The following is a 12,882-nucleotide window of genomic DNA, read 5'->3' as shown; positions in this document are numbered from 1 at the left end:
ATATGCAGAGAGGCGCTTAAGCGCCTCTCTGTTTGCACTCTAGATCTTAAACTGGCCCACCAGCTGTCGCAGCTGCTGGCCAGAAAGACCAAGCCGCTCAGAGACCCGGGCCGACTGTTCACTGGTATGCACCAGCTCGCCGACGATGTCACGAATGGCCACCATATTACGGTTGATCTCCTCGGTCACCGAGCTCTGCTGGGTGGCTGCGGTGGCGATCTGGCTGGTCATGTCGTTAATCTCATTGACCGCGCCGGATACCGCGTTGAGGCTGGTGGTGATCTCTGACGAAGAGCCCACGGTGTTCTCACAGTTTTGCTGACTGTTGCTCATGGTGTTCACCGCCTTGGACACCGATTGATGCAGCTCATCCAGCATCTCTTTGATCTCCAGAGTACTGGTCTGGGTGCGACTGGCGAGGCCTCGCACCTCATCCGCCACCACGGCAAACCCTCGACCCTGGTCCCCTGCCCGGGCCGCCTCAATGGCGGCGTTGAGTGCCAGCAGGTTGGTCTGGTCGGCAATATCTCCGATAACACCCAGTACGCTGTGAATTTTAGTGGACTGCTCATTGAGGCGATCGATGTGCTGAGACGCCAAGTCCACCTCATCCACCAGGGCATTGATGGAGGTCACCGAATGGCCCAGCTTGTCCTGGGCGATGCCCGCATCATCGGCTGCGGCCTGGGTTGCATCCGCCACCTGATTGGCATTACCCGCAATCTCAGCAGCCGCGGTGCTCATCTCTGTCACTGCGGTGACCACCTGCTCGGTTTCATCATCGTGCACCGACAACTGACGGCTGATGGTGGCAGTCTGATCGTTGATGCTGTCTACGGCCATACCCACCTGCTCCGTGGCCTCGGCAACCTCACTCATGGTCTGCTGCAATTTGGAGGTAAAGCGGTTAAACGCCTCAGCCAACTGGGCGATCTCATCCTGTCCTTTCACATCCAGACGCTTGGTCAGATCGCCCTCGCCCTGAGCAATCTCCTGCAAACTCGCCAACATGGCGTTCACCGGTGCCACGGTGCGCCGTGAAACATACAGGATGGCAAGCACGGCAAGAATTAGGATCCCCAGGCCCAGCCCTGAGGTGGTCAGGGCCTCTTTGTCGGACATCGCCTGGGCATCGCTTCGGAAGGCGGCGACAGCCGAGTCGATTTCATCCACATAGACACCAGTGCCCAGCAGCCAACCGTACTCGTTCAGAGGTTCGACATAGCTGATCTTCTCCACCAGTCCGGAGCTCCCAGGCTTCTGGTAGAAGTAGGAGGCTGTGCCTCCCCCGGCCTTGGCGGCTTTCACCAGCTCCGCGATGAAAGGGGTACCGTTGGGGTCCTTGAGATGCAGTTGATTCTGACCCTTGGTTTGGGGCTTAAGTCCATGGAACTGCACCGTGCCCTCCAAGTTGTAGACAAAGAAGTAGCCCCCGTCACCGAAGGTCACCTTGTTCAGGGTCTCCTCCACTACCTGAAGAGCTGGCCTGTCCGGCTGGGCCTGAATCTGGTTGCGAACCGACGCCAGTGCAATGGTCACTGCATCCTTCACCTGCTTCATCTTCTGAGCACGAAGATCCTGGGTAAAGGTGTTTACCTGTTGGTCCAGCGTTTGATTCTTAAAATAGATGGAGCCGGAAAACACCACCACCAGGGTCAACACCAAAGGTACCAGAGCAAGCAGCAGCATCTTGCCCATCAATCCAAGTCGACTCATCAAACCTCTCCTGACTCGAAAAATGACAATCCCTAAAACCCGGCCAACCAGTGACCGGCGTCACCACGCCAGTTATCACGAACGGGATTCGCATCACAATTGCGATTTTGAGTGAAAATGGCTTGCCATGGCATTAGCTGGGTTGAATGCCAGCCTAGAGAGAACTGAAGAGAGGCGTTGGTAGAAACAAAATGTGAATTTTTTTCGTTTCTAATCAGGTGATTATATTTATTTCAGGTCCGAGAGAGGCTAATTCATTGATTGCTAATACAAATTTATCTAAGTGTCCGATTGCACCTGGAATAAATGACACCTTAGTCGTAACAACGCGGCAGGCCACCGAATGGCAACCTGCCGCTGACAAGGGTTAAGCGGACGCCGGCGCCAAAGACTCAACCTCCTCAACCTCACCTTCGGAGTGCGCAATCACCGTGGTCGCCACCAGGTCTCCAGACACATTCACCACGGTACGGGCCATGTCCAGCACCCGGTCGATGCCCGCCACCAGAGCCACCCCCTCCAGGGGCAGGCCCACTGAAGTAAGCACCAGGGTCAGCATCACCAGACCGGCACCGGGTACCCCCGCGGTACCGATGGACGCCAGGGTCGCCGTGGCGATGATGGTCAGGTACTGCACCAGGGTCAGGTCCACACCGAACAGCTGCGCCACAAACAAGGCGCACACCCCCTGATACAGGGCGGTGCCATCCATGTTGATGGTGGTCCCCAGGGGCAGAACAAAGCTGGAGATGCTCTTGTTGATTCCCAACTTACGGGCACATTTCATCGAAGCCGGCAGGGTACCTGCGGAGCTGGACATGGTGTAGGCCACCGCCATCGCCTCGGAGATCGCCCGGAAGAAGCGTAAGGGGTTCACCTTGGCCACAATGGCCAGCAGCAGGCTGTAGAAACCGAAGATGTGCAGCAGGCACCCCAGGTAGACAGCCAGGATCACCTTGAGCAGGGGCAACAGCACATCGATGCCATACTTGCCGGCCACCCAGGCCATCAGGGCAAAGACACCGTAAGGCGCCAGCGCCATTACCATGTCGGTCAGTTTGTACATCGCCTCCGCCAGGGACTCAAACAGCTGCACCGCTGGCTTACCACGCTCACCAATGAGCACCAGGGCGATGCCCAGGGCCACCGCGAATACGATCACCTGCAGAATTTTCCCCTTGGCCAGCGCCTCAATGGGGTTGGTGGGCACCATATTCACCAGGGTCTGCACCAGGCTGGGGGCTTCGCTGACCTGGGTGGTTTGGACCACCTCCCGGGTCATCTCCACACCGGCACCGGGCTGAAACAGGTTGCCGAGCAGCAGGCCGATGGAGATGGCGATGGCCGTGGTGCCCAGATAGAAGAGGAAGGATTTCAGTCCCACCCGCCCCATCTTCTGGGTGTCCTGCATCGAGGTCACACCAACGATAAGGGAGCAGAACACCAGAGGCACAATCAGCATCTTGATGGTGTTCACGAACAGGGACCCGATGAACTTCAGGTGCACGGCACTTTCACCGAGCGAGACACCGGTCAGAATTCCGGCCAGCATGCCAGCCAGAATTTGTGCCCATAAAGGCAGGGCACGCCACTTGCCCCAGCACAGTGCCAGGGGATTGGATTTTGTAGACATAGGAGACCTATGGAGTAGTTGGGTAACAGAGAGGGTTGTGCAGAGGAAAATTGTACCCTGAGGCCTCATCGTGCCCCCAGAGAATCTCCCTCAAAAGTGATCCCAGACGCAGAGAATATCCGGCGAATGATCCGGATCAGCCCCTGCTGATCCAGATGGAAACAGGCCAATTACCTGGCGCGATCCTAAGGAGACCAAGCCGTCACACCGACCAGCAAAAGTCCAACATCCCCAACCTGGCTGCAACAGGGGTCAGGGACGCCAGATGCGACTGGCCCGAGAGCTTCTCTCCCTCAGGCTCTGGTGGTAGGCAGTGGAATACCCCATCAGCGAAAGCCCCTCCCCCAGGCCACACTGACAACAGCTGCCGGAGGTGCAATCCAGATACGCCCAGACGAAGCTCCAGGCGCCGGCCGTCAGCAGAGTCAGAGTCAGGTGCAGGCTGTGGTCCACACAAGCCCATTCATGGCGGGTCTGAGTGTGACACCAACCACAGAAGCTCTTATACAAGGTGCGCCTCCCCGAAGATCGAAGCCAGGGTATAAAGTTTAGCCGCTTATTCCCTTGGCAAAGAATTGGCGAAAGTGGCATCATTGACCGACTTTTTTTTGACAGGCTTCTGGCAGCCGATGCATCCATCACCCTGTGAAATTCCGGCCACACTGTCGTCGGCGCCCCTGATTTCGGCGCTGGCCCAACTGAGTGCGCCAGACACAGACGCCGATGCCGCCTTCTCCGCCCTGCATCAGTGGCTGGATGACCACCTGCACGCCCCCCACTTTCTGGTGCTCGAAGAGCACTCCCTGCGCTATCGGGGCAGCCCCCTGAGCGAAACCCAGTTGCTGTCGGATCAGGGGCTGATCGAGCACCTGTTCAAGGGCAACAGCACCCTGATTCTGAACCAGGCGGAGCTGGTGGCCCGCCAGCTCAACAAACAGGTACAGCTGCTTCCCCCCAAACCCTATGCCTGGGTAGGGTGTCCATGGCGGGATCAGGATGGCCGTCGGGGCGCCCTGATCGTCTTTACCACGGACAAACACCGATACGACGAGGACGCCAGGCAGTTGCTGGAACAGGTGGCGGATCTGATTCGTCAGGCACTGCAAAGCCGCCAGGCCAAAGGCCAACTGAGAGAACTGGCACAGAAACAGGAGCGGGTAGAGCATCAACTGCTGCAGCAGGAGAAGCTGCTGTCAGTGCAGCACAGGATCACCCAGCTCAGCCGCCAACTGTTGCCTCTCAAGGAGCTGTGCAGCCAGTTCCACCAGCTGATGGGGCAACTGCTCCCCTGTGAGAACTTCTATGTCTCCCTGCTCAGGCGGGAGTCCGATGCACTGGAGTTCCCCTATATGGTGGACCAGTTCCAGGCGGACCAGACCAAGACCCGCCCACTGGCCCGCGGCCTGACGGAGTACCTGATCGAGAAAGGGGCCCCGCTGCTGCTCAACGCCGCCCAGAGACGCTACCTGGCGGAAACCGGCGCCGCCGAAGAACAGGGCCAGGTGGCCCGCTCCTGGATGGGCGCCCCGCTGGTGATCGACGACGAGGTGATCGGCGCCGTCGTGGTTCAGGATTACCAGCAGGAAGATCTCTATGGGGATGAGGAGATGCAGATGCTCTCCTACCTGGCGGCCCACATCGCCAACATCATCATCATTCAGCAGGCCCACCGCAGCCTGTCTGAGACCCAACAGGCACTGGAAGGCGCCGTGGATGAGCGCACCCGCGCCCTGCAGCACGAGATCGCCGAGCGTCGACGCATCGAGAGCCAGCTGCGTCATGACAACCTCCATGACCACCTGACCGGCCTGCCCAACCGTGCCCTGTTGCTGGAGCGCCTGGACCAGCTGTTTGCCCAGCGCAAGCGCAACCCAGACTTTAACTATGCCCTGATCTACCTGGATCTGGACAGATTCAAGATGGTTAACGACAGCCTGGGTCACCTCACCGGAGACAGCCTGCTGATGCAGGTCTCCGCCAGGTTGAAGCGCTGCCTGCGCGGCAGTGATACCGTGGCCCGCCTCGGTGGCGACGAGTTTGCCGTACTGCTGGACAGCCTCCATGAGGCCCAGGATGCGATGATCACCGCCAAACGGATCCACAAGATGCTGTCCCAGCCCTTCCTCATCAACAATGAGGAGATCTACAGCGGCGGCAGCATCGGCATTGCCTATTGCGATGACGCCTACAACAACCCCCAGGAGATCCTGCGGGATGCAGACGTTGCCATGTACCAGTCTAAGGCCAAAGGGGGACGCCAGCCGGTGGTGTTTACCGCCACCATGCGCGAAGCGGCGCAGAAGCGGCTCCGCCTGGAAACCGAACTGGCCCGCGCCATTGAGCAGGATCAGTTCGAGATCCACTACCAGCCGGTGTGGCGCCTGGACAACGAGCACCTGGTGGGCTTCGAAGCCCTGGTGCGCTGGCAACACCCCAAACGCGGACTGCTGCTGCCGGGCAAATTCATCGAAGTGATGGAGGAGACCCGACAGATCCTGGAGCTGGATCGCCTGGTGCTGCAGAAGGCCTGCCACCAATTTGCCCAGTGGCATGAGAAGTACCCACGGATGACCAGCCTGAGCGTCAGTGTCAACCTGAGCTCCGAGTGGTTCTCCCGCCAGAACAGCCTGGATGTGATCAACTCCATCCTGCGGGAGTCCGGCCTCACCCCGGAAGCCCTGAGACTGGAGATCACCGAGCGGTCACTGCTGGGGCAGCATGAGCAGGCCTCGGTGGTGCTTAAGCAGATCCGCCGCCTGGGAGTGCGCCTGGCCATGGACGACTTTGGCACCGGCTACTCCTCCCTGAACTATCTGCATCGACTGCCCCTGGATATCGTCAAGATCGATCGCAGCTTCACCTCTCAGGTGCACACGGAACAACGGGCAAGAGATGTGGTTCTTGCCATAGTGCACCTGGCTAACGCTTTGAATATGAAAGTGAATGCCGAGGGAATCGACGATATTCGCCAGATCGAGGTGCTCAGAAAGATGGGCTGTCACTTCGGTCAGGGTTTTCAGCTGGGTCGCCCGATACCGGCAGAAGATGTTCCTAATTATATTGCTGGAAAAAACACCAAGCACTGACACAAGCAATTTACAATGTGGTGTGTTTTCTCAAGGAGTGAGAGATGCGCTCGCAAAGTTTGTTGTCTTTGATCTGGTTGCTTCCGCTGCTGGTGCTTGTCCTGTTCTGGGAACCCGCTCCGGGAAAAAACACAGAACGGGTCTCTTCCCAATCCACCGCCGATCTTCGTGCAGAACCGGAACTTCACGGTAGCCCCCTGAATCACTCTCTGGCCCTTGAAGCTGCCGATCCCTCAGAGCTGATGCATCAGTATGAGTTGATGGGCCCGATGTTCATCGTCGATGGCTGGGTCTACCTGGCGGACGATCGAAACCCCAAGCAGATTCAATTTCGCCGCCTGCATCCGGAGTTTCCAGTCAGCCGGGATGATCCGGTGCACTTAGCCCAGTGGCGCTACTTCTACCACGCCACCGAATGGGGTGAGTGGGGGCAGCCTCGCTGGCTGAGAGACTCAGTGCCCGCTCCTATGGATCAGGCATTTGCCCACCATCCCATCTGCCGTCAGTACCGTTGCATGGTGGAGCTGAACATCAGCTCGGCCGGTGCCACCGCCTGGCAGCAGCAACTGATACGACACCTGAGCAGCGGCGTCAGCACCGAGATGAGAGGCGGGGCCAACCACCCCCTGCTGGTACTGACCCTCAACTCCAGACATTAAAAAAGCCGGCGCAGGGCCGGCTCTTAAGTCGAAGTTGCAAGAAATCAGCAGACGTTCAACACCTTGATCGCCAGGCCACCCTGGGAGGTCTCCCGGTACTTGGGGTGCATATCCTTGCCGGTCTCATACATGGTGGCGATCACCTTATCCAGAGACACACAGGGATCGGAGTTACGCCTCAGCGCCATGCGGGTGGCGTTCACCGCCTTCACCGCAGCAATGGCGTTGCGCTCGATGCAGGGTACCTGCACCTGGCCTGCAACAGGATCGCAGGTCAGACCCAGGTTGTGCTCCATGGCGATCTCCGCCGCCACACACACCTGAGAGGGACTGGCCCCCATCAGTTCAGCCAGACCAGCGGCCGCCATGGAACAGGCAACCCCCACCTCACCCTGGCACCCCACTTCCGCACCGGAGATGGAAGCATTCATCTGGTACAGGGTCCCTATGGCCCCGGCAGCCAGGTAGAACTTGGTGTACTGAGGCGCGTCCACCTTTTCGATGAAGCGATCGTAGTAGGCCAGCACCGCCGGGATGATCCCCGCAGCACCATTGGTGGGCGCCGTCACCACCCGACCACCGGCGGCGTTCTCCTCAGAGGCCGCCAGGGCAAACATGTTGACCCAGTCGATGATGCTCATGGGATCCGTGGTATTGCGCTCGTTGGCAATCAACTGACGATGCAACGCCGCCGCACGCCGTGGCACCTTCAGCGGGCCGGCCAGCAGGCCTTCGGTCTTACACCCCCGCTCAATCGCCTCCCGCATCACGTTCCACACCTGCCCAAAGCCCGCACCGATGGCGGCTTCATCGTGGTAGGCCTTTTCATTCTCCATCATCAGCGCAGAGATGCTCATGCCTGTGTTGCGACACTGGGCCAGCAGCTCGTCGGCGTCGGCAAAGGAGAAGGGCACCGGCTTGAGGTTGGCACTGGGACGGCCAAAGTTCTCTTCATCGACAATGAAGCCACCGCCGGTGGAGTAGTAGGTCTTGGAGAGCAGCAGCTCGTCACCGGCAAAGGCGTGCAGCCTCATACCGTTCTCGTGAAGCTCCAGGGCGTGCTGGTGAAAGGTCACCGCGTCCCGGGGAAAAGCCACTGGGTGCTGATTGCGGCCCAGAGGCAGGGTTTCACTGCGCTCCACCTCGGCAATGAAGGCGGGAATGGCGTCGATATCCACAGTTTCCGGACTGTTACCTGCCAGCCCCATGATGATGGCAATGTCGGTGTGGTGGCCTTTACCTGTGAGTGACAAAGAGCCATAGATATCTACGGCGACCCGCGTCACCGTCTCCAGTTGCTGGGCACAGGCCAGGTCATCGGCAAACTGCATGGCCGCCTTCATGGGTCCCACGGTATGGGAGCTGGAGGGGCCGACGCCGATCTTAAAGATATCGAACACACTGAACATGGGGGGAACCTCGATGTTGAAAAAAAGCCGGAGTCCGATGACTCCGGCTTCAGAGTCATAAATGCGGGTTTAGAACAGGCCTTTGACGATGGCGCTGATGGCAACGATGCCCATCACCGTGATGAAGACGTTGGACAGCTTGCCGCTGTAGCGCTTCATGGCCGGCACCTTGTTGATGGCGTACATCGGCATCAGGAACAGGATGGCCGCAATGAAGGGGGCACCCAGGGACTCAATCATACCCAGCACTGATGGGTTGATGATGGCCACGCCCCAAACGCTAAAGAAGAAGAAGGCCACCAGGGCGCGATCGAAGCCCTTGTCACCCATGGCAGTCACCATCTTGGGCGCGCTCTTCTTGGCAATGCCCGCCAGGCCCTCTTTGGCACCCAGATAGTGACCGAAGAAGGAGGAGAAGATCGCCAGGAAGGCAACCAGGGGACCCACGACAGAGATAACCGGAGAGTCATACTGGTTCGCCAGGTAGCTCAGTACCGGCAGGTTCTGTGCTTTGGCCTCAGCCAGTTGAGCGGGAGACAGGGCCAGCACGCAGCTGAACACAAAGAACATCACAAATCCCAGCAGCATCAAGGAGGCACGCTTGAGGATGATGTCGGACTTGGCCACCGCATCATCGCCATGGGCTTCTCGCTGAGCCAGGGCCATGGAGGAGATCGCCGGGCTGTGGTTGAAGGAGAAGATCAGCATGGGGATGGTCAGGTACACCACCAGCATCAGGTCACCAAAGGCGGGGATGTTGTCGACGCTCATGGCCGCCATGGACCAGTCGGGGATCAGGTAGACAGACATCGCCAGCAGGATGAACACCAGCGGGTATACCAGCAGTTCGGTGGCACGCAGCATCAGGCGGCGACCCAGAATCATCACGCCCATCATCATCGCCACCAGCACACCGGAGAGGATCCAACGTGGCGGGGAGATCATACCCAGCTGGTTAACGATGAAGCTGTCCACTGTGGTGGTAATGGCGTTGCCATAGATCAAAACGATGGGGTAGATGGCAAAGAAGTAGAGGATGGTGATCAGCAGACCCGCCCCTTTACCAAAGTGCTCCTCAACCACATCGGTGATGTCGGCATCATTACGCTTGGAAGAGAGCACAAACCGCGCCAGTGCACGGTGAGACAGATAGGTCATGGGGCCCACCAGCAGGGCGATCAGGATCAGGGGCCAAAACCCTTCCAGACCTGCGCGAATTGGCAGGAACAGAACTCCGGCGCCAACGGCGGTGCCGAACATGGAGAGGGACCAGGTCAGGTCCTGCTTGGTATAGGTTACTGCCTTGCCGGCGGTGCCGGTCGCAGTTGCAGCGGTTGAAGCCTGCATAATTATTCACCTTAAAGAGTTCGAGTTAGCGAGGGCAAATATAGAGATTTATTTCATTTTTGATGGGATCGAGATCCCAAATCAGATTTCGCTGCGTGAAGCCGATCACAACATCGATCTTTTGCATCCTGGCATGAACAGCCTTAATGCGAAGGTGAAAAACCTGTGAAATATCGTTCAACATCGGTTATATCTGGGCACTTTGCGTAAAGCCCCCAGCGCAACCCGGTGAAAACGGCGAAAAAAAACGGGTCGTATTGACCCGTCTTCAAAAAAACATCTGTAGTTTAATTACATCAGATCACGCCAAATTAACTGGTCAGCAACGTCTTTATCGCAATGACAAACAGCAGGACGGCGAAGCTCTTCTGCATAATCCTTGGATCCAGCTTGTGAGCGAGGTGAGCCCCGAAGCGGGAAAAGATGGAGCTGGTGAGGATGATCCCCACAAAGGCGGGCAGATAAACGTAACCCAGGCTCATCTCCGGCAACCCAGGTTGATTCCAGCCACTGACGGCGTAACTCAGGGCGCCGGTCAGGGCAATGGGGAAGCCCAGGGCGGAGGAGATTCCCACCGCGTTACGCATCTCCAGCCCAAAGCGGGAGAGCAGGGGAACGCTGATGGTGCCGCCGCCAATGCCGAAGATGGCCGAAAAGAAGCCAATACCTGCGCCGGAAACACTGAGCCCGACCGGGCCGGGGAAGGGCTGTTGCCCCTTAGGCTTGAGGCCAAACCACATCTTGAGGGCCACTGCCAGGATAAAGGCGGTGAAACAGTAAGAGAGTATGGTGGCGTCCAGCAGGTGGGCCACATAGCCCCCCAGGTACGCCGCCAGGACAATGCCGGGCACCATGGTAAACACCACCTTCCAATTCACTCCGCCCCGACGGTGGTGGGCCATCATGGAGTTGATCGAAGTGACGATGATGGTGGCCAGTGAGGTCCCCAACGCCATATGAATGGCGATGGCATTATCAAAGTTGAGCACCTTAAAGGTCGTCAGCAACACGGGCACGATCACCAAACCACCGCCGATGCCAAACAGACCGGAGAGTACGCCCGCAAAGGCACCGAGAAGCAGATACAACAGGTAGATCATAATTAGTTGAAGTTGCTGATTAGATTGAGGACCATTGTGTCATATTCCCCTACACAACCACACCGATTGATGACAAAAACAACAGAAAAAACTTTGCTGGTGGCCTCCCGTAACCCGGTGAAAGTCAATGCGGCCCAACGCGCCCTGGAGCGCGCCTTCCCCCATGTCCATTGGCAGGTCAAGGGCGTCAGCGTCCCTTCCGGCGTGGACGAACAGCCGATGGGCGACACCGAAACCCGGGTCGGCACCATCAACCGAATGGAGGCGATCCTCAGGGATCAGGCCGACTTCTACGTGGCCTTCGAGGGGGGCTATGATCGCATCCACGGCCAGGGCTTCACCTTTGCCTACATCGCTGCCAGCGATGGTACTCAGACCCAGATTGGCCGCAGCGGCCTGCTGCCACTGCCTGAACTGGTCAGCCGCCGCCTGGAACAGGGCGAAGAGCTGGGCCCCCTGATGGACGAGTTGTTCAACGACCACAACATCCGTCAGAAGGGAGGGGCCATGGGGATCCTCACCAATAACCTGGTGGACAGGACCAGCATCTACTCAGATACCCTGTGCATGCTGCTGGCCCCCTTCCTCCACCCGGAGCTCTACGCCCAGTAGGGCGCTAAACCAGGTTAAGCACCCAACCCATCAGAGTGAATCCGGTGAGAAGCAGTGCAAACAGCAGCGCCAGCAAGCGCCACTGCATCACCTGTTTGAGCATCACAAACTCTGGGAAGCTGGCGGCGACGGTGCTCATGCAGAACGCCAGGGTGGTGCCCAGGGGCACCCCCTGCAGCAACAGGCTCTCCATCACAGGAATGACACCGGTAGCGTTGGCGTACAGAGGGATCCCCAAGCCCACGGCGGTCGGTACCGACCACCACTGGCCGTCTCCCAGATGAGCCTGCAGCCAACCGGCAGGAACAAAGCCATGGAGCGCCGCCCCCAGGCCCACGCCGATGACCACCCACTTCCACACCCGACCGAAGATCTCCAGGGTCTCCTCACGGGCAAACTGGTGGCGCTGGGTCAGGCTCAGTGATGGCGCATCATCATTACCCTCCTCCAGAGGCTGTGCCTGCTGGCCCATGGCGTGGGCCCTGGCGGCCAGGGGCTGCAACCAGCGCTCTGCCCCTATGGCGTCAAGCAACGCGCCACCGGCCATGCCGATGGCCATCCCCACCACCACGTAGATCAGGGTCAGCTCCCAGCCCAGCAGGCTGAGCAGCAGCAACAGGGCCACCTCATTGATCAGGGGCGAGGTGATCAGAAACGCCATGGTGATCCCCACGGGAATGCCCGCGGAGGTAAAGCCGAGAAACACCGGAATGCTCGAACAGGAGCAGAAAGGGGTGATGGCACCAAAACCGGAACCAAGCAGATAGCCTGCGGTTCGGCTCTTACCACTGAGGTAGTGGCGCACCCTGTCCACATCCAGAGACGCACGGACCAGGGCGATGGCGTAGATCATCACCACCAGCAGCACCAGAATCTTGCTGGTGTCCTCCACAAAGAAGTGCAGCGCCTGTGCCAGTCTACTCTGCGGATCCAACCCCAGCCATTGATACACCATCAGGCTGGCCAGATCACCGAACAACTCAAACATGGGGTCAGCCTTAACCCTGATTTAACAGGGCATCCAGCTCAGCCTGCCCAGGCAGCGAGCCGCTGTGCTTCACCTCACCGTCGATGACAATGGCCGGAGTGCGCATGACTCCATAGTCCAGGATCTTCTCCATATCGGTGACGTGCTCCAACTCAAATGCCAAACCCAGCTCCTGAGCCCGAGTTTTCACCAAGTCTGCCAGGGTGTTGCACTTCTTACATCCGCTACCAAGAATCTCGATTTTCATCATTACCTCTTCTATCTTTTAGAAAATATGGATATCCATATATTGGCAGTGATACTGTTCCATGATTAACGATGCTTCAAGTGAA

11 protein-coding genes are annotated in these 12,882 nt (G+C 58.4%); 3 read left to right on the top strand and 8 right to left on the bottom strand.

Features of this window, described 5'->3' with window-relative positions:
• Positions 1-39: 39 nt before the first annotated feature.
• From ACN0RV_RS02170 to ACN0RV_RS02160, 3 genes are all read right to left on the bottom strand, one after another.
• Positions 40-1,716 carry a methyl-accepting chemotaxis protein gene (locus tag ACN0RV_RS02170; RefSeq protein WP_417345137.1) on the bottom strand — a complete coding sequence of 559 codons (1,677 nt, stop codon included), beginning with the start codon at positions 1,714-1,716 and terminating at the stop codon, positions 40-42.
• Positions 1,717-2,083: 367 nt separating this feature from the next.
• Positions 2,084-3,349 (bottom strand): dicarboxylate/amino acid:cation symporter, encoded by a 1,266-nt coding sequence (locus ACN0RV_RS02165; RefSeq protein ID WP_417345136.1) that lies wholly within the window; start codon positions 3,347-3,349, stop codon positions 2,084-2,086.
• Positions 3,350-3,601: 252 nt separating this feature from the next.
• Positions 3,602-3,859, bottom strand: a complete 258-nt coding sequence (locus tag ACN0RV_RS02160; protein ID WP_417345134.1) for a hypothetical protein — start codon at positions 3,857-3,859, stop codon at positions 3,602-3,604.
• A 119-nt stretch (positions 3,860-3,978) separates the two neighbouring features.
• Here ACN0RV_RS02160 and ACN0RV_RS02155 point away from each other — a divergent pair, with 119 nt between their 5' ends.
• Both ACN0RV_RS02155 and ACN0RV_RS02150 read left to right on the top strand, forming a co-directional pair.
• Complete coding sequence (locus tag ACN0RV_RS02155) at positions 3,979-6,435, top strand: EAL domain-containing protein (RefSeq protein ID WP_417345132.1); 2,457 nt, start codon at positions 3,979-3,981, stop codon at positions 6,433-6,435.
• Between the two features lie 44 nt (positions 6,436-6,479).
• Positions 6,480-7,094 carry a hypothetical protein gene (locus tag ACN0RV_RS02150; RefSeq protein WP_417345131.1) on the top strand — a complete coding sequence of 205 codons (615 nt, stop codon included), beginning with the start codon at positions 6,480-6,482 and terminating at the stop codon, positions 7,092-7,094.
• 44 nt (positions 7,095-7,138) lie between these two features.
• Here ACN0RV_RS02150 and ACN0RV_RS02145 read toward each other — a convergent pair whose 3' ends face one another.
• From ACN0RV_RS02145 to ACN0RV_RS02135, 3 genes are all read right to left on the bottom strand, one after another.
• A complete protein-coding gene (locus tag ACN0RV_RS02145; RefSeq protein ID WP_417345129.1) occupies positions 7,139-8,503 on the bottom strand; it encodes an L-serine ammonia-lyase in 1,365 nt (454 codons plus the stop codon).
• A 69-nt stretch (positions 8,504-8,572) separates the two neighbouring features.
• A complete protein-coding gene (locus ACN0RV_RS02140) occupies positions 8,573-9,850 on the bottom strand; it encodes an aromatic amino acid transport family protein (RefSeq protein ID WP_417345127.1) in 1,278 nt (425 codons plus the stop codon).
• Between the two features lie 311 nt (positions 9,851-10,161).
• Positions 10,162-10,950: a sulfite exporter TauE/SafE family protein gene (locus ACN0RV_RS02135; protein ID WP_417345125.1), complete on the bottom strand. Its 789-nt coding sequence runs from the start codon at positions 10,948-10,950 to the stop codon at positions 10,162-10,164.
• A 99-nt stretch (positions 10,951-11,049) separates the two neighbouring features.
• Between ACN0RV_RS02135 and yjjX the strand changes: the two genes are divergently transcribed.
• Positions 11,050-11,562, top strand: a complete 513-nt coding sequence (gene yjjX, locus ACN0RV_RS02130) for an inosine/xanthosine triphosphatase (protein ID WP_417345398.1) — start codon at positions 11,050-11,052, stop codon at positions 11,560-11,562.
• 4 nt (positions 11,563-11,566) lie between these two features.
• Here yjjX and ACN0RV_RS02125 read toward each other — a convergent pair whose 3' ends face one another.
• Both ACN0RV_RS02125 and ACN0RV_RS02120 read right to left on the bottom strand, forming a co-directional pair.
• Positions 11,567-12,550, bottom strand: a complete 984-nt coding sequence (locus ACN0RV_RS02125) for a permease (RefSeq protein WP_417345123.1) — start codon at positions 12,548-12,550, stop codon at positions 11,567-11,569.
• A 10-nt stretch (positions 12,551-12,560) separates the two neighbouring features.
• The gene (locus ACN0RV_RS02120) at positions 12,561-12,797 is read right to left on the bottom strand and encodes a thioredoxin family protein (protein ID WP_417345121.1); all 237 of its coding nucleotides are present in this window, start codon (positions 12,795-12,797) and stop codon (positions 12,561-12,563) included.
• Positions 12,798-12,882 lie beyond the last annotated feature (85 nt).

This window comes from Ferrimonas sp. (assembly GCF_048263965.1).
GTDB lineage: Bacteria > Pseudomonadota > Gammaproteobacteria > Enterobacterales > Shewanellaceae > Ferrimonas.
Note: the sequence above shows the minus strand (reverse complement) of the source record. Positions and strands in the feature narration are given on the sequence as shown.

Excerpts from the sequence above, each read along its gene's own strand:
- ACN0RV_RS02170 (WP_417345137.1), bottom strand. The coding sequence starts at position 1,716 with ATGAGTCGACTTGGATTGATGGGCAAGATGCTGCTGCTTGCTCTGGTA.
- ACN0RV_RS02165 (WP_417345136.1), bottom strand. The coding sequence starts at position 3,349 with ATGTCTACAAAATCCAATCCCCTGGCACTGTGCTGGGGCAAGTGGCGT.
- ACN0RV_RS02155 (WP_417345132.1), top strand. The coding sequence starts at position 3,979 with ATGCATCCATCACCCTGTGAAATTCCGGCCACACTGTCGTCGGCGCCC.
- ACN0RV_RS02150 (WP_417345131.1), top strand. The coding sequence starts at position 6,480 with ATGCGCTCGCAAAGTTTGTTGTCTTTGATCTGGTTGCTTCCGCTGCTG.
- ACN0RV_RS02145 (WP_417345129.1), bottom strand. The coding sequence starts at position 8,503 with ATGTTCAGTGTGTTCGATATCTTTAAGATCGGCGTCGGCCCCTCCAGC.
- ACN0RV_RS02140 (WP_417345127.1), bottom strand. The coding sequence starts at position 9,850 with ATGCAGGCTTCAACCGCTGCAACTGCGACCGGCACCGCCGGCAAGGCA.
- ACN0RV_RS02135 (WP_417345125.1), bottom strand. The coding sequence starts at position 10,950 with ATGATCTACCTGTTGTATCTGCTTCTCGGTGCCTTTGCGGGCGTACTC.
- ACN0RV_RS02125 (WP_417345123.1), bottom strand. The coding sequence starts at position 12,550 with ATGTTTGAGTTGTTCGGTGATCTGGCCAGCCTGATGGTGTATCAATGG.
- ACN0RV_RS02120 (WP_417345121.1), bottom strand. The coding sequence starts at position 12,797 with ATGAAAATCGAGATTCTTGGTAGCGGATGTAAGAAGTGCAACACCCTG.